We start from the raw sequence: 26,636 nt of genomic DNA, 5'->3' as shown, positions 1-26,636 counted from the left end.
CACTCAAGAAATGGAAAGGGCCATAAGATCGCCATAACAACCAGTCGAGCAGTAAGTTTTCGAGCCTCAAAAAGTTACTTACCTATTGAAGGTAAATCATAGAGATGTTCCAGACGCTAGAACGCTCGCCATTTTCCCTACGGAAGGCGAGACCACGAAATCGAGCAAAGGTGGGCAACGGCGACAAATCGGCACAATACGTGACTAGTTGGTCACCCTGGGCTAGGCTGCCGCAGCACCAGGAGGTACTGACGGTCCAAGAGGGTCAACCATAGCCTTGATCTGCCACAATGTATTACATGGGTCTCAGCAGTCGTGATGCCAAGGAGCAGGAGCTCGTCCCTGTAGCTGGGAACGCGCCCCAAGTGATCGACCTCTTCGCTGGCGCAGGAGGCCTGTCCCTCGGAATGGCAACCGCAGGTCTTAGGGTTGCATTGGGCGCAGACAACTGGGCTCCCGCAGCCAACACATACCGAAACAACCTTGACGATCATCCATTTTTTGACATGGACCTCGGTGAGGCGGAGTCATCAGAGATCCTAAAAGCTTCCGGCGTCGGTCACGACCCCTGGGCCCTGGTCGGGGGACCTCCATGTCAAGGGTTCTCCTCAGCCGGAGTGAGGAGAAAAATAGACCACCGAAACACCCTGGTTGGTAGATTCGCGGAGATCGCAGCGGAACTAAAGCCCGACGTCTTCATCTTCGAAAATGTCGAAGGGTTCTTCACTACAGGAAGAGGCGAGTTCGTCGTTGATCTACTGGATCCTCTCATCGAAAGCGGCTATCAGATCATTCTCCAAAAGATCAACGTAGCCAACTTTGGAGTTCCCCAGCTCCGTAAAAGGGTTATATGCATCGCTTCTCTCGGTCGGCCTCCCGCCGACTTGGTTCCAACTCATCGTGCGTTCGGTGCTCCGGGAGCCTGGCGAGTTGGCAAAGACCTCCCTCTAACTCGAACGATTATGGAAGCCATACAAGATCTGCCAGTTCCTTCTCCCGTAGCACCAGGGGAACCGCAGCTTCATTTCAAACCCGGACTTAGCCCACGAGATCAGTTGCGCGTTGCGGTCCTAAAACAGGGCCAGACTATGCGCGATCTTCCTTCGGAACTTTGGCACAATAGTTACCATCGCCGAGCGAACAGACGTGTCGCGGACGGAGTTCCTACTGAACGGCGGGGTGGCGCGCCAGCTGGACTCCGACGTCTGATCGCTGACGAACCTTCTAAGGCAATCACGAGCGCAGCATCCAGAGAGTTCATCCACCCATTGGATGATCGACCTCTTACCCTACGAGAATGCGCAAGGATTCAGACGTTTCCAGACTGGTTCAATTTTATGGGCAGCCGGTCGGATATCGCCAAGCTGATCGGCAATGCTGTTCCGCCCGCTTTTGCTGAAGCCATAGGCCACGCGATCGTTACTACGCTGTCGCTTCCGAAATGTGATACAGGAGGGGGAAGACTCATCTCGTTCGACGTTACATCTGCAGACGCTATGAGTCCCGCCCTCAAACACGTTGTAAACCTCGTACGAGATCGCTACGGTGGTCGAGCGCGATGCTTGCAAGAGCGGACCACCGGACGTGACATCCATGCATAGGAGCTGCTATGGAATTGAGCAGGTCGCAGTCGACTATCTACCAGCGTATCCGAAACAGCTCTTCAAGCAAGCAGGCAGTGTCTCTCGATGATGATGCAGTTCGCACCCTCATCTTCATAACCGCGCGAGACTTGGATATCGCGCAACACATCAAAGACGCGCCTCGCAACATTCCCGATTTTTACTCACCTGAACTGGTCAATGGTTACAAGTGCCCGGGGCCAAACCCTAAGACGTTGTTCGCGCAGCTGTGTGGGCTTAAAGAAGACGCAGATACCTATGTATCTTGCTTGGCAACGCTACACAAAGGCAGGCTGAAGCACCAGAGGATCCTACAAACGCAGCCGCTTCCCACCATGGATCAAGTCGGCATGCGTGGACTCTTGCAATATGGACTGGTGCCCACGGAGTCTTTGGCAGCACTGCTCATTTGGCGTAAATGGTTTTATGATATTGACAACAGGGCCGCTCAGGACACCGGATACCTCGTCGAGCCGATCATCGCGGGTGCTCTTGGAGGGGCCCCTTACCCGGCCAATAATAGTCCCGTAAGGCGCGTGAAGGATGGCCGGAAGGGCAGGCAAGTCGACTGCATTAAAGATGGCCTCGCATACGAATTTAAGCTTCGAATGACGATCGCCGCATCCGGACAGGGGCGTTGGGCTGAAGAACTAAACTTCGCCGAAGACTGCACGGCTAGCGGATTCACTCCGGTTCTGATTGTTCTCGATCCTACGGACAGTAAAAAGCTCACTCAGCTAAAACGCCGTTTCGAAGATGTCGGTGGACGATGCTATATTGGCCAGGAAGCCTGGGGCCACCTTTACGATCAGGCCCGGTCGACGATGGCCGTATTCTTGCAGAAATACGTCGAGCGCCCGTTGATGAATCTCTTTTACGCGCTTCCTGAAGGAATCCCGCTGCCGCGTATTGAAATAAGTCACAAAACATACGGCAGCGACCACCGGATGAGATTCGCAATTGGCTCCACCGACTGGGAAATTGTACGCCGTCCCGATGAACCGGGCAATCCGGGATCCGATCGTCTTTCTGAAGACGCCGGAGACTGCCCTCCAGGATTCGAACAAATGTGAGCCGTATCTGAGTCGTAGATGATGGGGTACTGCCAAATGAAACACAGATTATTGACCCACACCGGCCAATTCAATCTCGCCCTCGAGGCAAGCGGGCACCCGCTTGGCCGTGCTTCGGATCGGCTCCTCCAAGGCGGCCAACCTGCGGATATGAGCGTGCGGGCGCGGCGGGCGGCGGCCGCGGTGGCGCACGCGAGAAGCGCGAGCGCCACCAGGGCCGCCGTCGCCCCGCGCGGGCCGTGGTCGAAGAGGCGGCCCACGGCCGCGCCGCCGGCGAAGGCGAGCAGGCCCGAGAAGAACGTCCGGACGCCAAGGTACGTCCCGAAGCGGGATCGGGGCGCGAGCCGGGCGGTGGTCTGGAACATCGCCGGCTGGAGCAGGCCGTCCGCGAGGCCGTGGAGTGCGGCGGCCGCGAGCAGGCCCGGCAGGGCGGCGGCCGCGCCGAGCGCCAGCAGGAGGTAGCCGCCCCCGGCGTCGAGCAGTCCGGCGCGGAGCACGGCGGGGCGCTCGGCGCGGGTCGCGCACCACGGTTGGGCGGCCGCGGACGTCATCGCCAGGACGCAGCAGAAGACCGTCACCGCCGTCGCGTCCGCGCCGCCGAGCGGGACGACGACCGGTGCCTGCGCCGTCAGGAGCACCGTCGGCGTCGTCACCGCCGCGAACCACAGGAAGACGCGGTCGCGCAGGGCCGCCGGTACGCCGGTGACGACGCCGGTCTCGGCCGGATATCGCGGGGCGTGCCGGGCCAGGGGGAACAGCGCCGCCGCGAAGCACCACAAAGCGGCCGCCGTCAGGGCCACCAGCCAGTAGCCGATGTTCAGGAGCGCCAAGCCGAGCGCGGGGCCGAGGACGGCGGCGGCCTGCAGCGTCATCATGTAGGCCGCGTAACCGCGCGTCCGGCGTCGCTCGGTGAGCGAGGCCAGGAGTGATTGCGCCGCCGGATGGAACAGCGCGCCGCCCGCGCCGAGCAGGACGGCCGCGCTGATCAGACCGGGCGGGGACGAGACGGTGCCGAGCAGCGCGAACCCGGCCGCCCGGACCAGGCACGCCAGCACGCCCGCCTGGCCGGGGCCGAGCACGTCCACCAGCGCGCCGACCGGCAGGGACAGCGTGTGCTGGACGAGGTTGCGCAGGGCCAGGACCAGGCCGATCAGCCCGGCGGCCAGCCCCAGGCCGTCCTGGAGGTGGACGACGATGTGCGCCATCGCCGAGAAGTACCCCAGCGAGATCGCCGCCTGAACCGCGCCGACCACGGCGACCGTGGGTCGGTCGCCGTGGTCGGCGGCGGTGGGTTTCACGTGGTCGGGAGCACATTCAGTCGTTTGAGAAGTTCGCGGCTGACAGTGGCGCGCTTGGCGGCGTCGGCGTCGTTTTTGACGTCGATGTTCAGGGCGAACGTGTAGACGTGGTGGTCGCGGACGACCCAGCCGGACCACCAGCCCGTTCCGGGGTTCGGGGCGTTCTGCCAGCCGGACTTGGCGTAGAGCGTGTAGCCGTCCTTGGACTCCTGCTTGATGATGTCCTGGACCAGGAGCTGGTTTTTGCGCGAGGCGGGGAGGCGTAGGGCGGCCAGGCGTTCCATGAAGCGGGTCTGCTCGATGGCCGAGGTCTTGAGGGGGCCGTCCAGCCAGAATCGGTCGACGATGTCGCCGGTCTGCTCATTGCCGTAGGAGAGGCGGTGCAGCCACTGGCGTTCGCGCTTGAGGCCGATGCGGCGGGCGATCACCTGGAAAGCGGCCGCGTTGGAGATCTGGACGGCCTTCCGCATCGTCATGTCGTGTTCCCACTCGGGGTACGGCTGCGGCGTGCCGTCCCACGGGATGACCTCCTCGGGGCTCTTGACGACGCCGGTCTCCAGCGCGATCAGCGCGTGCGGGACCTTGTAGGTGGAGGCGGGGACGAGCGGCGTCTCGGCGCGCCGCCGGTCCACGACGGTCGTGGTGCGGGACGAGACGTCCAGCAGCGCGAACGTGCCGTGGACGCCCGCCGCGTCGAAGACCGCGCGCAGGTCGTCGCGGACGGTCGTGCGGGGGCCGCGGTGGTCGGCGACGACGGCGGCGCGCGGCGCGGCCTCGTGGGCGGTCGCGCCGCACGCGGCGGTGCCGGCGAGGGTGAGGACGGCGAGCGCGGTGGCGCCCAGGCGGGAGCGGAGATTTCGTTTGATCACGCCCCGAGCAGACCAGAGCCCGCTCCCGCCTGTCCAATATTGATATCAATCGAGTAGCGATATCGAAGCGGATATCGTCACAGTTCAGACAACGGCGGAACGGAGAATTCAGCTCTCCAAATCCAGTGCGGCGAGCCGCGCGGGATCGGACAGGATGTCGATCGCCACGATCCGGTCCGCGGCCACCGTGAAACTGACGACGGAGAACACTTCGCCGTCCACGAACGCGACCATTCCGGCCGTTCCGTTGACGAGCGCGGGCCGTCCGGTCGTGGACGTCGCCATCCGGTGGAACGTCGCGGCCTGGCCCGCCACGGCCTCGACGCCGCGCAGGACCTTCATGCCGCCGGGCAGCGTCGCGCCGCCGTCCGCGCGCAGGACGACGTCCGGGTCGAGCACCGCGACGAGGGCGTCGAGGTCGCCGCCGCGCGCGGCGGCGAGGAACGCGTCCACGACGCGGCGCTGCGCGGCCGGGTCAGGTTCGGGGACGGGCGCGGTGTCCTGGACGCGGCGGCGCGCGCGGCTGGCGAGCTTGCGGGCGGCGATGGGCGTGCGGTCGACGATCCGGCCGATCTCCTCGAACGACATCCCGAACATGTCGTGCAGGACGAACGCCAGCCGCTCCGGCGGGGACAGCGTCTCCAGCACGACGAGCAGCGCGAGCCCGACGGAGTCGGCCAGCAGCGCCTCGTGCTCGGGGTCGGCGTCCGCGTCCAGGACGATCGGGTCGGGCAGCCGGGGCTCCAGCGGCGTCTCGCCGCGCCGCGTCCGGGACCGGAGCATGTCGAGGCAGACGCGGCCGACGACGGTCGTCAGCCAGCCGCCGAGGTTCCCGATCTCGCCGGACTCGGCGCGGGCGAGCCGCAGCCAGGCTTCCTGGACGGCGTCGTCGGCCTCGCTCAGGGAGCCGAGCATCCGGTAGGCGACGGCTTTGAGATGCGTCCGGTGCTCTTCGAATCGTGCGGCGAGGAAGTCGCGGTCGTCCATGATCGCCTTTCTGCGGGTCGCCGGTGTCGGAGCACTGACGAACCGGGCGCGGGGAACGTGACCGTCAGCGGTCCGCGGGCGGCCGGAGCCGCAGCAGGCGGTGGGCGCCGGCGAGCAGGTGGCGGCGCAGCGCGTCGTCGTCGAAGTCGTCCAGGAGCAGGCCGGTGGCGGCGCTCATCAGGCCGCCGCTCACCATGACGGTCGCGACGACGGTCTCGGGGGCCGGGTCGGGGCCGGTGAGCAGGTCGAACACGCGCTGCTCGACGGCCCGCATCTCCGGCGTCGCGCGGAGCATCCCCATGATCGCGGGATCGGACTGCAGGACGGCCGTGAGGTGCCGGTGCTCCACGACGAGGTCGACGATCCCGGCGAGGACGACCTCGGCGCGCGCCGCACGGCCCCGGCGCCGCTCGGCGGCGGCGGTGACCTCGGCGAGCCGGTCCAGCGCGGGGGCGATGACGGCGCGGACGATGTCGTCCTTGCTGCGGAACTGGTGGTAGACGGCGGCCTTGGTGACGCCGATCTCGTCGGCGATCATCTGCAGCGAGGTGCCGTGGACGCCGTGCCGCGCGAACAGTTCCAGGGCGGCGGCGAGCACGCGCTCGCGGGCCGCGCCCGGTCGCCTCCGCTGGATCATCGGCGCAACCCTACCAATGCGGACGGATAGCCGGTCGGCTAGACGGAAAGTAGCCGACCGGCTAGGAAATTTGTGCGCCAGGGATCTTGCTCCGCATGCAAGCGTCCACTTATGTTTCTCGTCGGCAACCGAGGCGTCGAGACGATGGGCCGGATGGATGAAGCGAAGTGCAAGGACCCTCCCGCTGGTCGGCGGGCTGGCCGCGGCCGCGCTCGCGGCGACGGCGGCGGTGGCCGTCGCCGACCCGGCGCCGACGGTGTCGCGTGGCATCGCCATCCCGGCGTTCTACACGCCGCCGACCGAACTGCCCGGCGAGAACGGCGCGCTGGTCCGCACCGAGCCGATGCCGCTCGCGCTCACGCCGCCCGGCGCGAGCGGGCCGCTGCCGGGGAACGCCACGCGGCTCATGTACCGGTCGACGGACGCGAACGGCGCGCCGATCGCCGTCACCGGCGTCTACATCGAGCCGACCGCGGCCTGGAAGGGCAAGGGACCGCGCCCGCTCGTCGGCCTCGCGTCGGGGACGATGGGGCAGGGCGACCAGTGCGCGCCCTCGCTCGCGCTGCAGACGCCGCTGACGTTCTCCGACAAGACCATCTCGGTGGGTTACGAGAGCCTGGCCGTCTACCGGCTGCTCAGCCGGGGCATCGCCGTCGCGGTCACCGACTACGCCGGACTCGGGACGCCCGACCGCGTCCACACCTACGCGGAGCGGTTCGACCAGGCGCACGCGCTGCTCGACGTCGTCCGGGCCGCGCGGCGGCTGCCCGGCACGTCGCTGCGCGGGACGTCGAGCGTCGGCCTGTACGGGTACAGCCAGGGCGGCGGCGCGAGCGCGGCGGCGGCCGAACTCCAGCCGTCGTACGCGCCGGACGTGCGGCTCGCCGGCTCGTACGTCGGGGCGCCGCCCGCCGATCTCACCGAGGTCATCAAGGGCATCGACGGCAGCGCGCTCGCGGGGGCGCTCGGCTGGGCGATCAACGGGCTCGTCCACGACTATCCGGCGGTGCGGCCCGTCCTCGATGCGCATATCAGCGCGTCCGGGAAAGAGGCGCTCGCGGATCTGTCCACGATGTGCGTCGGGGACGCGATCCTGCGGTACGGCTTCTCCAACAGCAAGCAGTGGACGACGGACGGGTCTTCGCTCGCGCAGATCATCGCGGCGAGTCCGGAGGTGAAGAAGGTCCTCGCGCGCGAACGCCTCGGCTCGCTGAAGCCCGCCGGGCCGGTGCGCGTCACGACGGGCGTGCTGGACGACATCGTCCCGCACGCGCAGGTGCGCCGACTCGCCGCCGACTGGTGCGCGAAGGGCGCGAACGTCACCTACGCGCCGGTCTCGTTCCCCGAGCTGGGCAAGGGGCTGCTCACCAACCACCTCGTGCCGCTGCTCGCCGACCAGGACGCGGCCGTGTCCTGGCTCGGCGACCGGCTCGGCGGCAAGGCCGCGTCCTCGACCTGCGCGACGCTGCCGAAGCAGCCCTGACCCGGGGGTCAGTCGGGGCAGATGTCCGTGCCCTCGTCGGGCGGGCGCTGGCCGTGCTGCGGGAAGTACCAGGTGACGCGGCGGTAGGCCAGGGCGCCCCGGCAGTCGCCGAGGTCGGACGCGACGACGCGCGCGGGCTCCATCGTCCCCTCCGAGACGCCGTCCGGAGCCCACAGCGCGGTGCCCGTGGCGGTCGCCGCGGGCTCGCCCCAGCCGGACCACACCACGTTCTCGACCACGCCCGTCGGGTCGCCGCCGTTGAAGATCATCGGCGGCAGGACCGTCCCGTAGCCCTCCTGGTCGGACCCCCACACCTGGCCGAGCGTGGGGACGGGCGTCGTCGGCAGCGGTGACGGGCCCGGCGCCGCGCCGGACGACCGGACGGCGGCCGGGCTCACGACGACGTCGTGGACGTCGGTCGCGACCGCCCGGACGGCCGACGACCGGGTCGAGCCGACGACCAGCGTCCGCGGCGGCGGACCCGTGGCGTCGCGCCCGCCGGGCCGACCGAGCCGCAGCCCGACGTAGACGTCCGCGCCGACCGGCCGGTAGCAGGCCGGGGGCGGTCGGGACATCTCGATCGGCTACGGCTTCCAGCCGTGGCGGGCCGCGCTGTGGCGCGGCGGGCTGGCTGCTCGCGACGACGGTCGCGGCGGGCGCGGCGCGGACGGTCGCCCGGAACTGAGCGGAGGTGAGGCCGCCTGACCGGCGTCGGCCTCTGTTCCGCGCGACCCCGCGTGGCGGAGAATGCTCGGGTGATTGTTGACATGGCGATCTACCACGGCGGGAAGCGCCGCGACATCGAGGGCGACATCTCCGACGCCTTGGACGAGGCGCGGGACGAGGCGCGGGCGGACGCGGACGGCGGCGACTGCTTCGTCTGGATCGGGCTGCACGAGCCGACGCCGGAGGAGTTCGACCTGATCAGCGAGGAGCTGCGCCTGCACCCCCTCGCCGTCGAGGACGCCATCACCGCGCACCAGCGGCCGAAGCTCGAACGGTACGACGACACCTTGTTCGTCGTGCTGAAAACGCTCGAATACGTCGATGCCACCTCCGACATCGAGGTCGGCGAGATCATGCTGTTCGTCGGGCGGGATTTCGTCGTCACCGTCCGGCACGGGACGGCGAACCGGCTCGCGCCCATCCGGAAGCGGATCGAGGCGGACGTGACGATGCTGAAAGCCGGACCGTCCGCCGTCCTGTACGCCGTGTGCGACGAGATCGTCGACCATTACGGGACCGTCGCGCACGAGGTCGAGGTGGACATCATCGAACTGGAGCGGGCCGTGTTCCGCTCGGTCGGCGGCACCGACGACGTCACCGAGGCCATTTACCGGCTGAAGCGCGAAGTCCTGGAATTCCGGGCGGCCGAGGACCCGCTGGTCCCCGTCCTCCAGGAGATCGTCCGGGGCCGTGTCAGCGCCCTGAGCGGAACGCGCGAATACTTCCGCGACGTCCTCGACCACCTCCTGCGCGTGGACGGCCAGGTGGACGCCCACAACGAACTCCTGAACAGCGTCCTCAACGCCCACCTGGCCCTGCTCGGCAAACAGCAGAACGAGGACATGCGCAAGATCTCGGCCTGGGCGGCGATCATCGCCGTCCCGACCGCCATCGCGGGCATCTACGGCATGAACTTCGTCCACATGCCCGAACTCCAGTGGAAACTCGGGTACCCGATCGTCCTCGGCGTCATGGCCGTGGCGATCCTCGCCGTCTACTACCGCCTCCGCAAGAGCGGCTGGCTCTGATTCAGTCCGCGAGCAGGTCCAGCAGGAGTCCGTCGCGGGTGGTCGGGTCGGACGGTGCGCCAGGGTTCAGTTCGGCGAGTTGGTCGATGGTTTCGGGGAGGTCGTCGATGCTCCGGCCGAGGAGTTCGTTGAAGACGACCGTGACGACGTCGGTGAAGGCCCGGTCGACGGCGATCAATTCGCGTGCCACCGCGCGGGGGTCGCGGCCCTTGTATTCCGCGAGGCGTGGTCGCAGGAGTTCCGCGTAGCGCGCGTAGACCCCGCGGGGCAGGCCCGGGTCTTCTTGAAGAACGGACGTGGCGAACGCGGTGAAGCGGGCACGAGCGGCCAACGCTTCGTCCCCGGCTCCGGGGCGGAGTTTCAGGGAACTGAGCGCCGTTTCCGTGGGCAGCCAGGCGATGTTGTCCAGGTCGGACGCCACCAGGGAATCCAGCAGGAGCCGGTGCGGCAGTCGCACGTGTTCGGCCAGGAGAAGCGCGTCGTGCAGATCCTTGGGCTCGATGTACGGATCGTCCAGGAGCCACATCGTCTTCCACGCGAGCGACTGTTCCGGCGTCGCGGCGAGAAGGGACACCGCACCGGTGTCGGGAACGGTGACCGCCACGCTTTCCGGGGGAACGGGAATGCGCTCGTTGAACGCGAAATCGAGGCCCACTTCGCCGCCGGGGCCGTCGTCGGACCGCCACGGGAGGGCGATGCGGACACCGGGCGACGCGCCGTAGGACCACAGGTCGTCGGTGACCGCGCCCGCCGCGTCGATGAGCACCCGCGGGTGCGGCGAGCGGAGCGAGACGCGTTCGGCGGCGTGCGCGATGTCCGCCAGCATCGCGCGGGCGTCCGCGCCGTCGCACGCGAAGGTGTGCGGGACGACGACGAAGTCCAGGTCGCCGGGCTCGCGCGCGGCCGAGCCGAACGCCGCGCGCAGCAGCACGCTCCCGCGCAGCGCCAGGTGCGCCGACCAGCGCGATTCCGCGACGGCGGCCAGGACGTGGCCGAGCACGCGACGCCGCGCGGCCCGCCCCGCCTCGCTCCCGGACGCCGGTTCGTCGGCGGACGACGGCGGCGCGTCGGCGTCGAGCACCAACCGATCGGCGATGTCCGTCCAACTCATCACGAACCGGCCAGCGTCCGCAGCACGTCGTCCCGCACGCCGGGATTTCGGTCCAGATAGCCCGTCCAACCCCGCCCGACACGGCGGCAGGCGCGGAGCACCGCGTCCACGGTGTCGCCCAGCGCGGCGGCGTCGCGGCCGAGCAGGACGTTGGCCAGCACGGTCGCCTCCAGCGGAGCGAAACGGTCATCGCGGATCATCCGGTGCAGCGCCGCGGAGAGCCCGAGCCCCCGGTAGTCGGCCAGGCGCGGACGCAGCAGCTCGGCGGCGCGCCCGTACACGTCGTCCGGCAGGCCCGTGTCCTGCGCGAACACCGGTTCCAGCAGCGCGGCGAGCCGGGCGTGCGCGGCGCGCCCGTCGAGGGCGACGTCCGGATGCTCCTTGCGGAACTCGTCCCAGTCCGCGCCGATCCGCCGCACGTCCTCGAACGTCGGCGGCCGCACGGCCCGCGCCGGCTCGGACGCGGCGAACACGTCCAGCAGCAGCCGGTGCCGCAGCGGCGTGGACTCCGCGAGCAGCAGCGCGTCGTACAGGTCCTTGCCCTGCGGGTACATGTCGTCGACGAGCCACATGATCTTCCACGCCAGCGAAAGCTCCCGCGACGCGCCGGGCAGCCGGACGGGCTCCCCGCCGGGCACCGGCACGGATACCGGCTCCGGCGGGACCGCCAGCCGCTCGCCGAACACGACGTCCACCTGCACGGTCCCGCCCGGCAGCCCGTCCGCCGCCCACGGCAGGACGAGCCGCACGCCCGGCACGCGGTCGTACGTCCAGATGTCCTCGCACACGGCCGCGTCGGCGTCGAAACGCACGGCACCGCCCGCCGCGCCGCGCGCGATCCCGTCGAGCAGGTCCGGCGCCGCCTCGACGCCGAGCGTTCGGGGCACCGCGACGAAGTCCAGGTCGCCGGGCTCCCGCGCCGCCGCCCCGAACCACGCCCGCATCAGCGCGCTCCCCCGCAGCACCAGATGCGGCGACCGGGCGGCGGCGGCGAGCACCCGGCCGAGCGCCGCCCGCCGCGCGTCGTGCCACGCGCGTGCCGTGTCGGCGTCCGCGAAAGACGGTTCGCCGAGCCGCGCAGCACGGGCGTGATGCTTCAACGCGGGATCGAACAGCAGCGGTTGCACGAGTCCGGGCGTCGGCAGCAGCGTCGCGGGCAGGTCGAGCCGGGCGCGCACGTCGGCGCCCGGTTCCCCGGAGACGCGCGTTCCGGGAGACCACGGCCCCCAGCCGAGGTCGGTCCAGTCCGTCATCGGGGGTCCTCCTCGGCGATCCAGCCGTCGTCGAGCGAGGCGTCGCCGTCGTGGACGACGTACTCGCGCTCGACGGAGGCGATCTCGTGGCACGCGTCGCGCAGGGCGAGGGTCAGCGCGGCGAGCCGCCGCGCGGCGGTGCGGTCGCCCACGGCGCGGCACCGCTGGGTGACGAACCGCTCCCGGCGGCCGTCCGCGCGGACCCGCCGCGCGTTGCGCGACAGGTGCGCGGTGTGCGGCTCGACCAGCGCCGCGAGCCGCGCGAGGTCGGCGTCCGGCGGCAGGACGAGCTTGACGTGGTGCTCGAAGTACCGCGCGGGGTCGGCGCGGCGCGCGGCGGCGTCGTCCACGGGCACGCCCGGATTCCCCGGCGCGCCCTCGATCTTGGTCCGGACGACCGGAATCCCGGCCGAGACCAGCTCGGCGGCGGTCGCGCGCGCGGCGGCGAACGCGGCGTCCAGCGGCCCGCGCACGCGCCGGGTCAGCATCGGCTGCGACGGCACCCGCCCCCGGTCGAGCACGATGTGGACGGCCTTGAGCCCGCGCGCGGCGGCGAACGCGTCGAGCCGGTCGGGGCCGCCCCCGACCGTCAGGTGGATCTCGTAGACCTCCGCCGCGGACACGGATGAATCGTGGCAGACCCATCCGAGGCGGTCATCCGCATTTAGTCGCGGAACGCCCGGTCGGCGGCGGCCCGCCGCAGCGGCTCCAGCGTCGCGGACTGCCGGTCCGCGCGCGCGATGAGGCCGTCCAGCAGCGCCGCGTCCAGCCGGTCGTCGTGTTCGGCTAGTTCGCGCAGCGTCCGCCAGCCCGCCGCCTTGCCCGCGACGCCGAGCGCCAGCGCCTCCAGCTCGACGACGTCGCTGAGCGGCGCGCGGTGGACGAGCCCGCCGTTGGACTTCAGCCGCCCCACCTTCTCCATCGCCCACGCCGCGTAGACCTTGTAGCGCCGCGCCGGGACGCCGAGGCTCGCCATGATCTCCAGCAGCGTGTCGCGGTCGGCCTCGATCTCGTCGCGGACGGTCGCGAGCGCCGGGTCGTCGTGCGTCGAGGCGATCCGCCGGGCCAGCTCGACGCCGCCCGTCGCCCCCGTCAGATGGTCGTTGAGATAGATCGCGAGCGCGTCCAGCCGCACTCCGGCCCGCGCCGCGAGCGTCTTCACCGTGGTCATGGACGGCCCCTGCCCGCCCGCGGCGCGGTGATGCGTCAGGCCGGGCGGGTCGCGGACGAGGTGTTGTGCGCGGTGATCAGCCGCATCGCCGCGTCGCGGTCGCGGGCGTCCAGCGCGTCCACCAGGTCGGCGTGCAGCCGGTACCGCTCCGCGATGTAGTCCGGCAGCGGCTGGACGGCCGAGGGCAGCACCGACAGCGTGTGCGTCTCGATGACCTCCAGCAGGCTGTGGTACAGCGACGCGAGCAGGCGGCTCGGCGTGATCGACGCGATCCGCGCGTGCAGCCGCCAGTTCGCGTGGACGAACGCGACGGGGTCGCCCGCCTCGACGGACTCGGCCATGACGGCGAGCCGGGCGCGCAGGTCGGCGATGTCGGCGGGGGACGCGTGCCACAGCGCGTCCTCGATGAGCAGCGGGTCCAGGACGTCGCGGACCCGGATCGCCTCGGCGACGTCGGTGCCGCCCGCGTCCAGCGCCAGGACGGAGTTCCCGAGCCGCACCATCGGGGACTGCTCGGCGGCGAACAGCCCGCCGCCGGGGCCGGGCCGGACGGTGACGAGCCCGCGCGCCTGCAGCAGCCGCAGCGTCTCGTTGAACGTGCCGACCGAGACGCCGAGCCGGGTCCGCAGCTCCTCCTTGGTGCCGAGCCGTTCGCCCGGGCGGACGGCCGCCGCCAGCTCCGCGACGCGGTCGGCGGCCTGCTCGGCGCGGCTGAGCGCGCCGGAGCGGTCCCAGTCGGCGCGGCGGAGCGCGGCGTCGTCAGGGGTCACGTCGGCCTCCTCGAAATGATTATGGCGATTAGCATCCCACCTCTTGACGGACGGCCCAACCGCAGCGCATTATCGCCATAATCATCATGACGAATCAAGCACGACCTGGAGAGACCCCCGTGCGCATCGCCAACCTGAACGGCCGGCTCGTCCTGCTCGACGCGTCCGGCGCGGCCGTGGACGTCGAGGAGGCGAGCGGCGGCCGGTTCACCGCCGACCCCACCGCCGTCTACGCCCGCTGGGCCGAGTTCCGCGCCTGGGCGGACGCCGCCGACCTCCCGCCCGGCACGCCGTTCGACGCCGCCGACCTCGGCGCGCCCTCCCCCGCGCCCGCGCAGATCCTCGCGATCGGGCTGAACTACCGGGCGCACGCCGACGAGTCCGGGTTCGCCGCGCCCGACACGCTGCCGCCGGTGTTCACCAAGTTCGCGTCCAGCCTGACCGGGCCCGTCACCGAGGTCGCGCTGCCCGAGGGCGGGCACACCGACTGGGAGGTCGAGCTCGTCGCCGTCATCGGGACCGAGGCGTACCGCGTCGCCGAGGCGGACGCGTGGGACCACGTCGCCGGGCTCACCGCCGGGCAGGACATCTCCGAGCGCGTCACCCAGATGGTCGGCCCCGCGCCGCAGTTCGGGCTCGGCAAGTCCTTCCCCGGCTTCGCGCCGACCGGGCCGTGCCTGGTCACCCCCGACGAGTTCCGCGACCGCGACGACATCGAGCTGAGCTGCGCCCTGGACGGCGAGGAGATGCAGAAGGGCCGCACCCGCGACCTCATCTTCTCCGTGCCCGCGCTCGTCGCCCGGCTGTCGGCCGTCCTCCCGCTGCGCCCCGGCGACCTGATCTTCACCGGCACGCCCGCCGGGGTCGGCCTCGGCCGCAGCCCGCAGCGCTGGATCGCGCCCGGCGAGGTGCTCGTCAGCACCATCGAGGGCATCGGCGAACTGCGCCAGACCTTCGTCGCGTCCTGACCCGCGGGAGACACTCATGGCTCTGCACCGACTGTCCGCGATCACCGTCGGGGTGCCCAACCCCGTCGAGACCGGCGACTACTACGCCGAGTTCGGGTTGGCGCGCGCCGCGGACGGGTGGTTCCGCACCCGCGACGGCGGGGACCAGCTCCGGATCGTCCACGCTCCGACGCGCCGCCTGCTGGAGGCGCGGATCGGCGCGGACGACCCCGACGACCTCGGCGCCGCCGCCGCCCGCCTCCGGCGGCTCGGCGTCGAACCCGTCCTCGCCGGGACGGAACTCACCGCCGTGGAACCGGTCACCGGCGTGCGCGCCGTGCTGCGCGTCGAGCCGCGCATCCTCCAGGAGGCCGTCGCGCCGACGCCCTACAACGGGCCCGGCCGCGTCGACCGGCCCGGCGTGCGCGCGCCCGGCGTCCTGCGCACCGACCCGATCCGGCCCCGCAAGCTCGGCCACGCCGTCCTCGGCACCACCGACGCCGCCGCGACCATCGCGTTCTTCCGCGACGGCCTCGGCTTCCGCACCAGCGACCTCATGGGGAACGTCGGCGCGTTCCTGCGCTGCTCGACCGACCACCACAACATCCTGGTGCTCCAGGCCCCCGTCTCCTTCCTGCACCACACGTCGTGGCAGGTCGACGACGTGGACGACGTCGGCCGCGGCGCGATGGCCATGCTCGAGGGCCGCCCCGAGCGCCACGTCTGGGGCCTCGGCCGCCACCACGCCGGATCGAACTTCTTCTGGTACCTGAAGGACCCGGCGGGCAACTTCTCCGAGTACTACTCCGACATGGACTCCATCCCGGAGGACGCCCCCTGGACCCCGGAGGTCTTCGAGGGCGCGAAGGGCCTCTTCAACTGGGGCCCGCCGCCCCCGCCGTCCTTCATCAACCCCGAGGACCTCGCCGCCCTCATGACCGACGCCCACACCTGACCCCGCCCGGGACGGCCCCACTCCCACGGGGCCGTCCCGGTTCACGTCCGTTCCGCATCCGGCCACAACCCGCCGTCCGCGCCGCGCCGCCCGCCCGCGCGGCGTAGCGTCCCGCAGTGCGCGCAGACGGCCGCGTCCCGTCCGCCGTGCTCCCCTGCCGCAGCCCTGCCGTGCGAGACGAGGAGTGCGAGCCGTGGAACAGATGACCAAGGGCGCGAACGTCGAGCTGTCCGCGCTGTCGGACGCGCCGGGGCCGCTGACCGTGGCGCTGGGCTGGACCGACCCGTCCGGCGCCGGGGAGGCCGACGTCTCGGTCCTGCTCCTCGGCGCGGACGACCGGGTGCGCGGCGACGGCGACTTCGTCTTCTACAACCAGCCCGCCACCGCGGACGAGTCCGTCCGCCTGCTCGGCACGACGCCCACCGCGGCGGGCAGCGAGGACCGCATCCTGGTGGACCTCGCCGCGCTGCCCGCCGCGGTCCGGCGCGTCGTCGTCGCCGCGAGCCGCCACGACGCGACGTTCGGGGACCTGAACGACCTGCGGCTCGCCGTCACCGACGCGGCGGGCGGCGCGCTGCTCGCGTTCGACATCGGCGACGCGTCGACCGAGACGGCGTTCGTCTTCGGCGAGTTCTACCGGCGGGGCGACGGCTGGCGGTTCCGCGCGGTCGGGCAGGGGTACGCGTCGGGCCTCGCGGGGCTGGCCACGGACTTCGGCATCGACGTCGAGGACGGGACCGCCGAGCCCGCCGAGCCGCCCGCACCGACACCCGAGCGCGCGCCCGCGCCGGAGGCCGCGCCCGCGCCCCGCCCGGCGCGCGTGCGGACGGCGAAGCGCAAGACCACGCTGGCCCCCGCCCCGAAGGTCAGCCTCGCCGACCACCCCTCCTGGCAGGGCGCCCGCCTCTTCCCGGTGACGGGCCTGCGCAACGACCAGGAGCGCGAGGCGCGCGCGACCTCGACGCTCCTCGCCGTGATGGCGCAGGTCCCCGAGTTCGGGCGGCGGCTCACCGCGCGGTTCGGCGCGCCCGCCGGGACCGTCCAGACGTTCGCCGAGGCGTCGTTCAAGCACGGCGACGGGAAGGTCCGCCCGGACGGCGTCCTGCGCGTCGCGCGCGCCGGACGGATCTGGACGGCGCTCGTGGAGACCAAGACGGGCGGCAACCCCCTCAAGTCCGACCAGGTCGAGGCGTACCTGGAGGTCGCGTCCCGGCAGGGCTACGAGGCCGTCATCACCCTGTCCAACGACCTCGCGCTCGACGACGCCCACCCGCTCACCGTGGACCGGCGGCGGCTGCGCAAGGTCGCGCTGCGGCACCTGTCGTGGGCCGAGGTCGCGTACGAGGCCGAGCTGCTCTGCCACCACCAGGGCGTCGCGAACCCCGTCCACGCCTGGCTGCTCGGCGAGCTGCTGCACTACCTGCGGCAGCCGAACGCGGGCTGCCAGGGCTTCCAGGACATGGGGGCGGCGTGGGTGCCGGTCCGCGACGCGGTCGCGGCGGGCACGCTGCGGCTCGGCGACCGCCGCGCGCTGCAGGTCGCCGAGAGCTGGGAGAAGCTCGTCCGGCAGCTCTGCCTGCGGATCGGCGGGCGGACCGGGCTCACCGTCGCGCCGGTGCTGCGCCGCCGCCGGGACGGGGACGCGTCCGTGCGCCGGATGCGGACGGTCGCCTCGCTCGTGGAGGCCGGGCGGATGAGCGCGGAGATCCGGGTGCCGGGCACGGCCGGGCCGGTGCTCATCGAGGCGGACCTGCGCACCGGGCGGATCGAGACGACCGTCGAGGTCCCGGCCGCGGACCGGGCGCGGGCGCTGACCCGCGTCCAGTGGCTGCTGCGGCGGCTCGCGGACGCACCGCCGGAGCTGCGCGTCGAGGCGCTGCCGGCGGGCGGCGCGAGCGGGCCCTGCGACCTGCTGCGCAACCTCGCCGCCGAACCCGGCCTGCTGGTGCCGGACGGCGGCGAGCAGATCGGGTCGTTCCGGCTGACGCTCCCGACGGGCATGGGCGTGCGGCGCGGCTCGGCGGAGGCCGGGTTCGTGCGCAGCGTCGACCACGCCGTGGACCGGATGCACGAGCACGTCCTGCGCGCGGCGGCGACGGAACCCGCCGCCTGACCGTCAGGGCGTCGGCGGGAGGGTGCGGAGGCGGTCGAGTTCCCGGCGGTCGCGTTTGGTGGGGCGGCCCGCGCCGCGGTCGCGACGGGCGACGGGGATCAGCGCCTCGCGCGGGGGCGGGGGCGGGCTGTTGTCGGTGTAGGACTCCTGCGCGAGCGGCGCGCTGACGCGTTTGCGCAGAATGCGGCGGACCACGACGACGCGTTCGCGGCCCTCCAGCCGGACCCGCACCTCGTCGCCGACGCGGACCGGCGTCGCGGGCTTCACCCGCTCGTCGTTCACCCGGACGTGGCCGCCCCGGCACGCCGCCGTCGCCGCCGAACGGGTCTTCACCAGGCGCACGGACCAGATCCACGCGTCCACGCGAACGCTGCCGCCCTCTTCCGCCGTCATGGAACCGACCCTACGCGGCCCCCCGAATCCCGCGCCTCCCCATTTCCGCTCGCCCGGATCAGGCGCGCGCCTCGCGCATCCTGCACGCTCTCCCCGCGAGCCCCCGCACGGCGGACGCCGTACGTCCGCCCGCGCGGTCAGGCGCGACGGCCGATTCCCGTCGCGAACTCGCGGATGCGCAGCGGGCCGCTCGTGCGGCGGGCGAGCGGCGGCGTGTCCATCGCCGCGTTCTCGCGCAGGCCCTGGAGGAACTCCCCCAGCGCCGCCAGGCTGGAGTGCTTCGGCGTCCAGCCGAGGATCTCGTGCGCGCGCCCGGTGTCGAGGATCGGCAACCGCATCGCCAGGTCGAACAACTGCGGCGACGCCGGGACGAGCCCGAGCCCCCACATCGCCGCGAGGGCCGTCCGGACGGCGCCCGCCGGGACGCGGACGGTGCGGGCGCTCAGCAGGTCCGCGATCCGCGCCATGTTGATCACGGGTTCGGCGGCGAGGTTGAACGCGCCCCGCACGTCGCCGAGGGCGGCCCGCCGGTACGCGTCCCCCGCGTCGTCGGAGTGCAGCGCCTGGAACGCCAGACCCGGAATCTCCGGAACGACCGGGATCACCCCCGACCGCACGAGCCGGTTCGGAACGAACGGCCCGCCGAAGATCCGCCGCTGCGCCGTCGCCGCGTCGCGCTTGAAGATGAACCCGGGCCGCATCCGCACGACGCGGCACTCGGGGTGCTCGGCCTCGAACGTGTCGAGAAGCCGCTCGGTGTAGCACTTCTCGCGGCTGTAGGCGGCGGTGGGCCGCCCGTCCGTGGGCCACGACTCGTCGACCGGCCGCCCGTCCTCGGGCCGCGGCGAGTAGGCGCCGATGGACGACGCGTACACCAGCGCGGGCACCTTCGCCGCCGCCGCGGCCTGGAACACCCGCGACGTCCCGACGACGTTGTTCCGCCACGTCACCTCGGGGTGGTGCGTCGGCTGGAAGATCCAGGCCAGGTCGATCACCGCGTCCGCGCCCTCGAACAGCGCCGCGAGGTCGCTGCGGACGATGTCCGCCGACACCCACTCGGTCCTGTCGAACGTCAGCCCGGGCCGCCGCCGCGCGACGCCGAGGATCGAGGTGACCTCCGGGTCGCCGGCGAGCGCGCGCACGGTGCTGGTGCCGACGTTGCCGGTGGCCCCGACCACGACGATCCGCATGATTGCTCCCCCCGTATGCGGTCTGGACGCCGCGCCTACCCGCGCGGCGCACCCCGGAACATGCGGACGGCGGGCCGGGGAGTCCCCGACCCGCCGTCCGGCGCGGAACCGTCAGGCCGGCTGCGCCGCGCCCCGGCGGCGGAGCAGCAGCGGCACGACGTTCAGCAGGAGCCCGACGACCCCGACGGCCGTCACCAGGTTGACGCCCGGGTGGAACGGCGCGAACCCGCCGCCCCCGGCCGGGGAGTCCGTGGCGACGAGCGCCGTGACGAGCGCGAGCACCAGCGCGGCGCCGACCTGCCCGGACGTCTGGACGAGCCCGGACGCCAGCCCCTGCTCGGAGTCGTCGATCCCGTCGGTGGCCTGCGCCATGATCGAGCTGAACCCGAACCCGAACCCGCCGCCCAGCAGGATCATCGTGGGCAGGACGGTCAGCGCGTAGTGCGGCGTGTTCCCGGCCGTCGCGAGGAACCACACGTAGCCGAGGCCGAGCGACACCATCGAGCTGATGATCAGGCGCGGGGTGCCGAACCGGTCGATGAGGCGTCCCATGAACGGGGACACGACGGCGACGATGATCCCGGCGGGCAGCAGCGCCATCGCCATCCGCAGCGGCGACCAGTGCAGGACGTCCTGGAGGTACAGCGTCATCATGAACTGGAAGCTGAGGTACGAGCCGAACAGCGCGATGATGCTGAGGTTCGCGCGGACGATCGTCCCGGACCGCAGGATGCCGAGCCGGACCAGCGGGTGCCGGACGCGCATCTCGGTGACGACGAAGCCGACGAGCAGCGCGACCGCGACGACGACCGACAGGATCGTCAGCGGGTCGCCCCAGCCCCGGTCGGGCGCGGACACGACGGTGTAGACGGCCAGCAGCATCCCGGTGGTGAGGGTGACGGCGCCGACGAGGTCGTGGCCGCCGCCCGCCGCCGGCTTGTCGCGCGGGATCAGCGCCAGGCCCGCGACGAGCGCGAGGACGGCGAGCGGGACGGGCGTCAGGAACGTCCACCGCCAGCCCGCGCTGGTCAGCAACCCGCCGAGGATCAGCCCGGACGAGTAGCCGCTCGCGCCGAAGACGGAGAACACCGACAGCGCCCGGTTGCGGGCCCGCCCGTGGAACGTGGTGGTCAGGATGGACAGGGCGGTCGGCGCGGTGAACGCGGCGGCCAGGCCCTTGACGAAGCGGGTGACGATCAGCAGCGTGCCGTCGTTCACGAGCCCGCCGACGAGCGACGCGGCGGCGAACACGGCCAGCGCGGTGAGGAAGACGCGGCGGCGGCCGAGCAGGTCGGCGGTGCGCCCGCCGAGGAGCAGCAGTCCGCCGTAGCCGAGGACGTAGCCGTTGACGATCCACTGCAGCGAGGTCGTGGACAGGCCCAGCTCGGTGCCGATGGACGGGAGGGCGACGCCCACCATCGACACGTCCAGCCCGTCGAGGAACAGCACGGCGCACAGCACCGCGAGGACGCCCCACAGCCGGGGGGTCCAACTCTGGTCGGCGCCGTGGGGGGCACGGCCCGACGCGCGGTCGTCGGTGGCACGGGAGGTTTCGGTGATGGTCACGTCGGAGGACAGTACATGCACATGCATTGAATGTCCAAGCACAGGTTTCGTGAGCATTTAATGCGCGTGCAATGGATGCGCAGGCATGGTAAGATGCGCGACATGGAGCCGGAACATGGCCTGGTCGATCGGTGGCGCTCGCTGCTGACCTGCTACAACACGGTCGCGTGCCATCTCGACCGCGCCCTGTCCGAAGAACACGGGCTGACCATGAGCGAGTACGAGACGCTCGACCGCCTCGTCGAAGCCGGCCGCGACAGCCAGCGCATGCAAGACCTGGCCAGTGAGATGTATCTCAGCCAGAGCGCCCTCTCCCGCACCGTCGGACGGCTCGAGAAGAACGGCCTCGTCGCCCGGTCCCACTGCACGTCCGACCGGCGCGGGGTGTTCGTGTGCATCACGCCCGAGGGACGGGCGCGGCATGAGGTGGCGACGAAGACGCATCGGGCGATCCTTCGCACGCACTTGTAATTGTGGGGGGGCGACCCCCCACGCCCCCCGCGGCGCGAAGCGCCGCATCCTCGCTCGCTGGCGCTCGCTGCGGTGCGGCCCTTCGCGCTGCGCGCGCCCGGCCGCTCGCTGGCGCTCGCGGCCGTGCGCCCGCCGGTAACCCCCCGTGGTTTCTGTCCCGGTTCGGGTGGAGACCCCCAGCGGCTCGCGTGCGTCTTCCGGGCAACCCCGTTGGTGTCCGTCTTTGCCGGGTGTAGACCCCCGGTAGCTCGCGGCCGTGCGCCTGCGGGCAACTCCCTGTGGTTCCCGTCCTTGGTCGGGTGTAGACCCCCGGGGATCGCGGCCGTGTGCGCGGGGCGCCCCTGGGGGTGCCGCAGGTCTGCTTGCGTCTTTTTGCGGGTGCTCTTCTGGCGTCGCGGGGTTAGTTCGTGCTCCTCGTTCGGTCGGCCTCTGGTTTGTGGGTTCTTCTTGGTTTCGGGCGGTGGACCGTGATCGAGGCCACCTCGAACGTGAACGTCGCGCCGCGTTCGGGGCGGCGGTGGAGGCGGCCGTCGTCCACGGACATGCCGACGACCAGGTGGGCGTGGAAGTCCGGGCCCACCCCCCGGCGGTCCGCGTGGACGGCGCGCATCGGGCCGGGCGGGCGGCCCAGGTACCAGACCACGCGCCGCTCGCCGAAGCGGACGGCCACGTCCAGCCACACACCGCGCCGCACCAGCGGGCTCGCGCAGAAGCAGCCGCCCTCCCGCACGTGGTTCGCGAACTCCAGGGTGTCCGGTTTGTCGGCGTGCCACTCGAAGACGTCGACCTCGTTGCCGCCCTCCCGCCACGTCCAGATCCCCGGCCACGCCCCCGACCGCGCCGACGGCAGCCGGACGCGCGTCGTCACCAGGTCGCCCGTCCGCACCTCGAACCCCGTGCCGCCCGACCCGCACGAGTCGCCCGTGCTGAGCAGCCCCGTCTGCCAGCGCCCGTTCGGCAGCGGCGTCGCCGTGACGGCCAGGTGCCCGGTCGCGGTGGACAGCGCCGCCGGGGACAGCGAGTCGAGCTTGAAGTTGCCCCGGTTCGTCGTGCAGTCCGGGTAGGCGGCGCTCCGCCAGCCCCACCGGCGGCCCGGCCCGACGTCCAGCGTCGTGAACGTGTCGCGCAGCGGGACGCGCCCGGTGTCGGGGGCGAGCGCCCGGCCGTTCGGCCCGACCGTCTGGATCGTCACCGGGCCCTTGGGCGGCGGCGCGTCCGAGCCCCAGCCGCAGCCGCCCGCCGCCAGCACGACCGCCGCGACCGCACCGCGCCGCAGCGCCCGACGCCCTGATCCCACTCGACCTTTACGCACGCCGAGTGAGCGTAACGACACCCACCGCTATCCATGCGTCGTTTTACCGACGCCCGCCCCACCGCCGCCGAAGGCGCGTCGGTTAGCGTCGGAGAGTCGCGAACGAAGGAGTTCACCCCATGCTGCCCTGGTCCGCCGACCTCGCCGGACGGCTCGACGAGCACGTCGTCACCAGCGAACTGCTCGCCGGTAACCCGCTCGGCGACCCCGCCGACCGGCCCCTCCTCGTCTACACGCCGCCCGGCTACGACGACGAGCCGGACCGCCGCTACCCGGCCGTTTACGTCATCCAAGGCTTCGTCGCGCATGTCGGGATGTGGCGGAACCGCACGGCGTTCCGGCAGCCGTTCCCCGAGACGGCCGACGCGGTGTTCGCGCGCGGCGAGGCCCCGCCCGCGATCGTGGTGTTCGTCGACGCCTGGACGTCGTACGGCGGCAGCCAGTTCCTCGACAGCCCCGGCACCGGCCGCTACCACTCCTACCTGTGCGACGAGATCGTCCCGTGGGTCGACGCCCACTACCGGACCCTCGACGCGCCCGCGCACCGCGCCATCAGCGGCAAGTCCAGCGGCGGCTACGGCGCGATGATCACGCCGCTGCTGCGCCCCGACCTGTTCGGCGCGCTCGCCGCCCACGCGGGCGACGCCCTGTTCGAGTACGCGTACCTGACCGAGTTCCCGCAGGTCGTCCGCCATCTGCGCGGCTGGGACGGGGACATCCTGCGCTGGTGGGACGACTTCCGCTCGCGCATCTCCTTCACCCGCCCCGAGGACATGATGCTGCTCGAAATCCTCGGCTACACCGCCTGCTACTCCGCCGACGACGACGGCACGCCCGTCCTCCCCTTCGACCCGCGCACCGGTGTCCTCCGCGACGACGTCTGGCAACGCTGGCTCGACCGCGACCCCGTCCGGATGACCGCGACCCACGCCGACGCCGCCCGCTCCCTCCGCGCCGTGTGGATCGACGGCGGCACCCGCGACGAATGGTTCCTCGACGTCGGCGCGGACGCCTACCGCGCGGCCCTCCTCGACGCGGGCGTCCCCGAGGACGCGATCCACTTCGAACTCTTCGACGCGACCCACGGCGGCATCGACTACCGCTACCCGATGGCTTTGACCTGGCTCTGCCAACGCATCGCTCTGTAGCTTGTGGGGGGGGCGACCCCCCACGGCGCGAAGCGCCGCATCCTCGCTCCGCTGGCGCTCCGCTGCGGTGCGTGTGTTGCCTGTGGGGGGGGCGACCCCCCACACCCCCCGAGGCGCGAAGCGCCGCATCCTCGCTCCGCTGGCGCTCCGCTGCGGTGCGACCCTTCGCGCTGCGCGCGCCCGGCCACTCGCTGGCGCTCGCGGCCGTGCGCCCGCGGGGCACCCCCCGTGGTTTCTGTTCCGGTTCGGGTGTAGACCCCCTGGGCTGCCGTTCGTTGCGGGGCTTTCTCGCTCGCTGCGCTCGCTTCGGCGGCCCCGCTACGGTCGCCGTCTCTTCCACGGGTGTTCTTGGGCGCTCGCCGTCCGTGCTTTGTCGGGGGCGGTGGGCAGACTGGGGGGATGTGCCGCAGTATCAAGACCCTTCGCCCGCCGATGGCCGAGCACGTCACCGATGAGGACGTGCGGGCCGCCGCGCTCCAGTACGTCCGGAAGATCTCGGGGTTCCGGGCTCCGGCCGCGCACAACGCCGAGGCGTTCGACCGGGCCGTCGAGGAGGTCGCCGCCGCCACGGCGGCGCTGCTCGACTCGCTGGTCGTGCGCGGCCGGACCGGGTAGGCCCGGCCGCCCGCGCATCCGGGGTTCCGCGCGGCTGACGCGCTACTTCGGGCAGTTCTGTCCGGCCGCCGTCAGGCCGAACCACGAGACCAGCCCGTGCTTGACCACGAACACGTAGTCGGCCCGCTCCGGGTTCTGCGGGACGGGCGCGCGCCACTCCTCCGACCCTTCGGAAACCTGCCTGATCTGCGGGTACAGCCGCTGGAGCGTCCCGAGCATGGTCCCGGAACCGGCGTCCTCGGGCGTGCGCATCCCGTCCGCCGCGAAGATCGCGATGACGCCGTAGGACGGCAGGATGTAGCCGCCGACGCCGCTCAGCCCCGGCGGGTGCGAGGTGAGGTCGAACTTCACGCAGCTCGTCCCGTCGCCCTCGGACGTCACGGTGATCAGCCCGGTGGCGAGCGCCTCGTCCTTGCTCATGCCGAGCGTCAGCTTCTGGTAGCCGTTCGGCCCGAGCGCCTTGTCGCCCGACACGGCCGCCGACGGCTCCGGTCGCGCCGACGAGTCCGAGGACCCGCCGCCCACCACCGGGATGTCGCACCCGCCCAACGCCAGCACCGCAGCGACCGCCACCGCCGCCACACCCCGCGCGTTCATTCCGCACTCCCGTCCTGGTGGGACGCCCCCGCGGCCGCACGAGGCCGCGCCGAACCCGTCGCCCGCCCAGGCACCCCCGAGTCTCTGGTCGCCGGACACTCTAAGAGGCTTTTGATCCCGATATCGGAACTTCGCCCGGACGCAACGGAGGGCCGCGCCCCACCGGGACGCGGCCCTCCACAACGAAAACCCCTACTTCACCAGCAGTTCGGCGATCTGCACGGCGTTCAGCGCCGCCCCCTTGCGCAGGTTGTCGCCCGACGCGAACAGCGCCAGCCCGTTCTCGACCGTCTCGTCCCGCCGAATCCGCCCGACGTACGTCGGGTCCTGCCCGGCGGCCTCCAGCGGCGTCGGGACGTCCGACAGCACGACCCCGGGCGCGTCCGCCAGCAGCTCCGCCGCCCGCTCCGGGCTGATCGGCCGCGCGAACCGCGCGTTGATCTGCAGCGAGTGCCCGGTGAACACCGGCACGCGCACGCAGGTGCCGGACACCTTCAGCCCGGGGATCTCCAGGATCTTGCGGCTCTCGTTGCGGAGCTTCTGCTCCTCGTCGGTCTCGGCGCGCCCGTCGTCCACGATGGACCCGGCCATCGGCAGGACGTTGAACGCGATCGGCTTGACGTAGACCTTCGGGTCCGGGAACGCGACGGCGCCCCCGTCGTGGGTGAGCGCGGCGGCGTCCGCGACGACCTCGCTCGCCTGGCCGTGCAGCTCGTCCACGCCCGCGAGCCCGCTCCCGGACACCGCCTGGTACGTCGCGACGACGAGCGCTTCGAGCCCGGCCTCCTCGTGGAGCGGCCGCAGCACCGGCATCGCGGCCATCGTCGTGCAGTTCGGGTTGGCGATGATCCCCTTGGGCCGGTTCGCGGCGGCGTGCGGGTTGACCTCCGCGACGACCAGCGGGACGTCCGGGTCCATCCGCCAGCCCGACGAGTTGTCGATGACGACGGCCCCGGCCGCGGCGACCTTCGGCGCGAGCGCGAGCGACGTCGTCTTGCCCGCCGAGAACAGGGCGATGTCGAGCCCGCTGTAGTCGGCGGTGGCGGCGTCCTCCACGACGACCTCGCGGCCGTCGAACGGCAGCGTCCGCCCGGCCGACCGCGCGGAGGCGAACAGGCGCAGCTCGTCCACCGGGAATCCGCGCTCGGCCAGGATTCTCAGCATCACGCCGCCGACCTGTCCGGTTGCTCCGACGATCCCGATTCTCATGCCGCTCCCTCTGCTCGCTCCGCCCGCGGGTCGGGCACCGAGTGTGCCCGTGACGTCGTGGAACGTCCAGGCAATAACCCTTGCCCCCGACT

At 71.7% G+C, this 26,636-nt stretch carries 25 protein-coding genes; 9 read left to right on the top strand and 16 right to left on the bottom strand.

Annotated elements, in window-relative coordinates; genetic code table 11:
- The first annotated feature begins 290 nt into the window (after window positions 1–290).
- On the top strand, window positions 291–1,601 hold the full coding sequence (locus G339_RS41105; protein WP_084693275.1) for a DNA cytosine methyltransferase: 1,311 nt from the start codon (window positions 291–293) through the stop codon (window positions 1,599–1,601).
- 940 nt (window positions 1,602–2,541) lie between these two features.
- Here the strand turns inward: G339_RS41105 and G339_RS0116685 are convergent.
- The 4 genes from G339_RS0116685 to G339_RS0116670 form a co-directional block, all read right to left on the bottom strand.
- Complete coding sequence (locus G339_RS0116685; RefSeq protein ID WP_019632224.1) at window positions 2,542–3,993, bottom strand: MFS transporter; 1,452 nt, start codon at window positions 3,991–3,993, stop codon at window positions 2,542–2,544.
- Window positions 3,990–4,862, bottom strand: coding sequence for a class D beta-lactamase (gene blaOXA / locus G339_RS0116680; protein WP_019632223.1), 873 nt, complete (start codon window positions 4,860–4,862; stop codon window positions 3,990–3,992). The genes G339_RS0116685 and blaOXA overlap by 4 nt, the downstream gene beginning before the upstream one ends.
- Window positions 4,863–4,970: 108 nt before the next feature.
- Window positions 4,971–5,849: an RNA polymerase sigma factor SigJ gene (gene sigJ, locus G339_RS0116675; protein WP_019632222.1), complete on the bottom strand. Its 879-nt coding sequence runs from the start codon at window positions 5,847–5,849 to the stop codon at window positions 4,971–4,973.
- A gap of 64 nt (window positions 5,850–5,913) precedes the next feature.
- The gene (locus G339_RS0116670; RefSeq protein ID WP_026341518.1) at window positions 5,914–6,486 is read right to left on the bottom strand and encodes a TetR/AcrR family transcriptional regulator; all 573 of its coding nucleotides are present in this window, start codon (window positions 6,484–6,486) and stop codon (window positions 5,914–5,916) included.
- 157 nt (window positions 6,487–6,643) lie between these two features.
- Between G339_RS0116670 and G339_RS0116665 the strand changes: the two genes are divergently transcribed.
- Entirely contained in the window at window positions 6,644–7,969 is a 1,326-nt protein-coding gene (locus tag G339_RS0116665) for a lipase family protein (RefSeq protein WP_019632220.1), read from the top strand.
- Window positions 7,970–7,977: 8 nt separating this feature from the next.
- Here the strand turns inward: G339_RS0116665 and G339_RS36785 are convergent, their stop codons facing one another.
- Window positions 7,978–8,544 (bottom strand): hypothetical protein, encoded by a 567-nt coding sequence (locus G339_RS36785; RefSeq protein ID WP_019632219.1) that lies wholly within the window; start codon window positions 8,542–8,544, stop codon window positions 7,978–7,980.
- 180 nt (window positions 8,545–8,724) lie between these two features.
- Here G339_RS36785 and corA point away from each other — a divergent pair, with 180 nt between their 5' ends.
- Window positions 8,725–9,723 (top strand): magnesium/cobalt transporter CorA, encoded by a 999-nt coding sequence (gene corA, locus G339_RS0116655; protein WP_026341517.1) that lies wholly within the window; start codon window positions 8,725–8,727, stop codon window positions 9,721–9,723.
- Between the two features lies 1 nt (window position 9,724).
- Here the strand turns inward: corA and G339_RS36780 are convergent, their stop codons facing one another.
- From G339_RS36780 to G339_RS0116630, 5 genes are read right to left on the bottom strand one after another with little or no spacing between them, the layout of a single operon-like run.
- Entirely contained in the window at window positions 9,725–10,804 is a 1,080-nt protein-coding gene (locus G339_RS36780) for a nucleotidyl transferase AbiEii/AbiGii toxin family protein (protein ID WP_169514746.1), read from the bottom strand.
- A gap of 29 nt (window positions 10,805–10,833) precedes the next feature.
- Window positions 10,834–12,087: a nucleotidyl transferase AbiEii/AbiGii toxin family protein gene (locus tag G339_RS36775; protein ID WP_019632216.1), complete on the bottom strand. Its 1,254-nt coding sequence runs from the start codon at window positions 12,085–12,087 to the stop codon at window positions 10,834–10,836.
- Window positions 12,084–12,710 (bottom strand): hypothetical protein, encoded by a 627-nt coding sequence (locus tag G339_RS0116640; protein ID WP_019632215.1) that lies wholly within the window; start codon window positions 12,708–12,710, stop codon window positions 12,084–12,086. Before G339_RS0116640 ends, G339_RS36775 begins: the two co-directional genes overlap by 4 nt.
- A 41-nt stretch (window positions 12,711–12,751) precedes the next feature.
- Window positions 12,752–13,258: a hypothetical protein gene (locus G339_RS0116635; protein WP_019632214.1), complete on the bottom strand. Its 507-nt coding sequence runs from the start codon at window positions 13,256–13,258 to the stop codon at window positions 12,752–12,754.
- A 35-nt stretch (window positions 13,259–13,293) separates the two neighbouring features.
- Window positions 13,294–14,028 (bottom strand): FadR/GntR family transcriptional regulator, encoded by a 735-nt coding sequence (locus G339_RS0116630; RefSeq protein ID WP_019632213.1) that lies wholly within the window; start codon window positions 14,026–14,028, stop codon window positions 13,294–13,296.
- A gap of 119 nt (window positions 14,029–14,147) precedes the next feature.
- On the opposite strand from G339_RS0116630, the gene G339_RS0116625 reads away from it, so the two are divergent.
- The 3 genes from G339_RS0116625 (at window position 14,148) to G339_RS0116615 (ending at window position 18,043) form a co-directional block, all read left to right on the top strand.
- The gene (locus G339_RS0116625) at window positions 14,148–14,996 is read left to right on the top strand and encodes a fumarylacetoacetate hydrolase family protein (protein ID WP_019632212.1); all 849 of its coding nucleotides are present in this window, start codon (window positions 14,148–14,150) and stop codon (window positions 14,994–14,996) included.
- A gap of 16 nt (window positions 14,997–15,012) precedes the next feature.
- Window positions 15,013–15,930, top strand: coding sequence for a VOC family protein (locus tag G339_RS0116620; protein WP_019632211.1), 918 nt, complete (start codon window positions 15,013–15,015; stop codon window positions 15,928–15,930).
- A gap of 202 nt (window positions 15,931–16,132) precedes the next feature.
- Window positions 16,133–18,043 (top strand): TerD family protein, encoded by a 1,911-nt coding sequence (locus tag G339_RS0116615; RefSeq protein ID WP_033323386.1) that lies wholly within the window; start codon window positions 16,133–16,135, stop codon window positions 18,041–18,043.
- A gap of 3 nt (window positions 18,044–18,046) precedes the next feature.
- On the opposite strand, the gene G339_RS0116610 is transcribed toward G339_RS0116615, so the two are convergent.
- The 3 genes from G339_RS0116610 to G339_RS0116600 all read right to left on the bottom strand — a co-directional run bounded on the left by G339_RS0116610 (window position 18,047) and on the right by G339_RS0116600 (window position 21,192).
- Window positions 18,047–18,436, bottom strand: a complete 390-nt coding sequence (locus tag G339_RS0116610; RefSeq protein WP_033323292.1) for an RNA-binding S4 domain-containing protein — start codon at window positions 18,434–18,436, stop codon at window positions 18,047–18,049.
- Window positions 18,437–18,573: 137 nt separating this feature from the next.
- Complete coding sequence (locus G339_RS0116605; RefSeq protein ID WP_019632208.1) at window positions 18,574–19,626, bottom strand: NAD-dependent epimerase/dehydratase family protein; 1,053 nt, start codon at window positions 19,624–19,626, stop codon at window positions 18,574–18,576.
- 111 nt (window positions 19,627–19,737) lie between these two features.
- A complete protein-coding gene (locus G339_RS0116600; protein ID WP_019632207.1) occupies window positions 19,738–21,192 on the bottom strand; it encodes an MFS transporter in 1,455 nt (484 codons plus the stop codon).
- 102 nt (window positions 21,193–21,294) lie between these two features.
- On the opposite strand from G339_RS0116600, the gene G339_RS0116595 reads away from it, so the two are divergent.
- A complete protein-coding gene (locus G339_RS0116595) occupies window positions 21,295–21,663 on the top strand; it encodes a MarR family winged helix-turn-helix transcriptional regulator (RefSeq protein WP_157407757.1) in 369 nt (122 codons plus the stop codon).
- 400 nt (window positions 21,664–22,063) lie between these two features.
- On the opposite strand, the gene G339_RS33995 is transcribed toward G339_RS0116595, so the two are convergent.
- Window positions 22,064–22,960 (bottom strand): LamG domain-containing protein, encoded by an 897-nt coding sequence (locus tag G339_RS33995; RefSeq protein ID WP_157407755.1) that lies wholly within the window; start codon window positions 22,958–22,960, stop codon window positions 22,064–22,066.
- Window positions 22,961–23,094: 134 nt separating this feature from the next.
- On the opposite strand from G339_RS33995, the gene G339_RS0116585 reads away from it, so the two are divergent.
- Both G339_RS0116585 and G339_RS0116580 read left to right on the top strand, forming a co-directional pair.
- Window positions 23,095–24,123 carry an alpha/beta hydrolase-fold protein gene (locus G339_RS0116585; protein ID WP_019632204.1) on the top strand — a complete coding sequence of 343 codons (1,029 nt, stop codon included), beginning with the start codon at window positions 23,095–23,097 and terminating at the stop codon, window positions 24,121–24,123.
- A 399-nt stretch (window positions 24,124–24,522) separates the two neighbouring features.
- Window positions 24,523–24,738, top strand: coding sequence for a DUF2277 domain-containing protein (locus tag G339_RS0116580; RefSeq protein ID WP_026341515.1), 216 nt, complete (start codon window positions 24,523–24,525; stop codon window positions 24,736–24,738).
- A gap of 42 nt (window positions 24,739–24,780) precedes the next feature.
- Here G339_RS0116580 and G339_RS0116575 read toward each other — a convergent pair whose 3' ends face one another.
- Both G339_RS0116575 and G339_RS0116570 read right to left on the bottom strand, forming a co-directional pair.
- Complete coding sequence (locus tag G339_RS0116575; RefSeq protein WP_157407753.1) at window positions 24,781–25,335, bottom strand: hypothetical protein; 555 nt, start codon at window positions 25,333–25,335, stop codon at window positions 24,781–24,783.
- A gap of 192 nt (window positions 25,336–25,527) precedes the next feature.
- Window positions 25,528–26,544 carry an aspartate-semialdehyde dehydrogenase gene (locus G339_RS0116570; RefSeq protein ID WP_026341514.1) on the bottom strand — a complete coding sequence of 339 codons (1,017 nt, stop codon included), beginning with the start codon at window positions 26,542–26,544 and terminating at the stop codon, window positions 25,528–25,530.
- Between the last annotated feature and the right edge of the window lie 92 nt (window positions 26,545–26,636).

The sequence above is a fragment of the Actinomadura atramentaria DSM 43919 genome (assembly GCF_000381885.1).
Lineage (GTDB): Bacteria > Actinomycetota > Actinomycetes > Streptosporangiales > Streptosporangiaceae > Spirillospora > Spirillospora atramentaria.
This window is presented reverse-complemented; position numbering and strand designations above follow the sequence as displayed.

What these genes read in the sequence shown, in the direction of transcription:
- G339_RS0116585 (WP_019632204.1), top strand. Translation starts at nt 23,095, where the DNA reads ATGCTGCCCTGGTCCGCCGACCTCGCCGGACGGCTCGACGAGCACGTC.
- G339_RS0116570 (WP_026341514.1), bottom strand. Translation starts at nt 26,544, where the DNA reads ATGAGAATCGGGATCGTCGGAGCAACCGGACAGGTCGGCGGCGTGATG.
- G339_RS0116575 (WP_157407753.1), bottom strand. Translation starts at nt 25,335, where the DNA reads ATGAACGCGCGGGGTGTGGCGGCGGTGGCGGTCGCTGCGGTGCTGGCG.
- G339_RS0116620 (WP_019632211.1), top strand. Translation starts at nt 15,013, where the DNA reads ATGGCTCTGCACCGACTGTCCGCGATCACCGTCGGGGTGCCCAACCCC.
- G339_RS0116605 (WP_019632208.1), bottom strand. Translation starts at nt 19,626, where the DNA reads ATGCGGATCGTCGTGGTCGGGGCCACCGGCAACGTCGGCACCAGCACC.
- G339_RS0116665 (WP_019632220.1), top strand. Translation starts at nt 6,644, where the DNA reads ATGAAGCGAAGTGCAAGGACCCTCCCGCTGGTCGGCGGGCTGGCCGCG.
- sigJ (WP_019632222.1), bottom strand. Translation starts at nt 5,849, where the DNA reads ATGGACGACCGCGACTTCCTCGCCGCACGATTCGAAGAGCACCGGACG.
- G339_RS36775 (WP_019632216.1), bottom strand. Translation starts at nt 12,087, where the DNA reads ATGACGGACTGGACCGACCTCGGCTGGGGGCCGTGGTCTCCCGGAACG.
- G339_RS41105 (WP_084693275.1), top strand. Translation starts at nt 291, where the DNA reads ATGTATTACATGGGTCTCAGCAGTCGTGATGCCAAGGAGCAGGAGCTC.
- G339_RS0116580 (WP_026341515.1), top strand. Translation starts at nt 24,523, where the DNA reads ATGTGCCGCAGTATCAAGACCCTTCGCCCGCCGATGGCCGAGCACGTC.
- G339_RS0116595 (WP_157407757.1), top strand. Translation starts at nt 21,295, where the DNA reads ATGGAGCCGGAACATGGCCTGGTCGATCGGTGGCGCTCGCTGCTGACC.
- G339_RS0116635 (WP_019632214.1), bottom strand. Translation starts at nt 13,258, where the DNA reads ATGACCACGGTGAAGACGCTCGCGGCGCGGGCCGGAGTGCGGCTGGAC.
- G339_RS0116670 (WP_026341518.1), bottom strand. Translation starts at nt 6,486, where the DNA reads ATGATCCAGCGGAGGCGACCGGGCGCGGCCCGCGAGCGCGTGCTCGCC.
- G339_RS0116610 (WP_033323292.1), bottom strand. Translation starts at nt 18,436, where the DNA reads ATGACGGCGGAAGAGGGCGGCAGCGTTCGCGTGGACGCGTGGATCTGG.
- G339_RS36785 (WP_019632219.1), bottom strand. Translation starts at nt 8,544, where the DNA reads ATGTCCCGACCGCCCCCGGCCTGCTACCGGCCGGTCGGCGCGGACGTC.
- G339_RS0116615 (WP_033323386.1), top strand. Translation starts at nt 16,133, where the DNA reads ATGACCAAGGGCGCGAACGTCGAGCTGTCCGCGCTGTCGGACGCGCCG.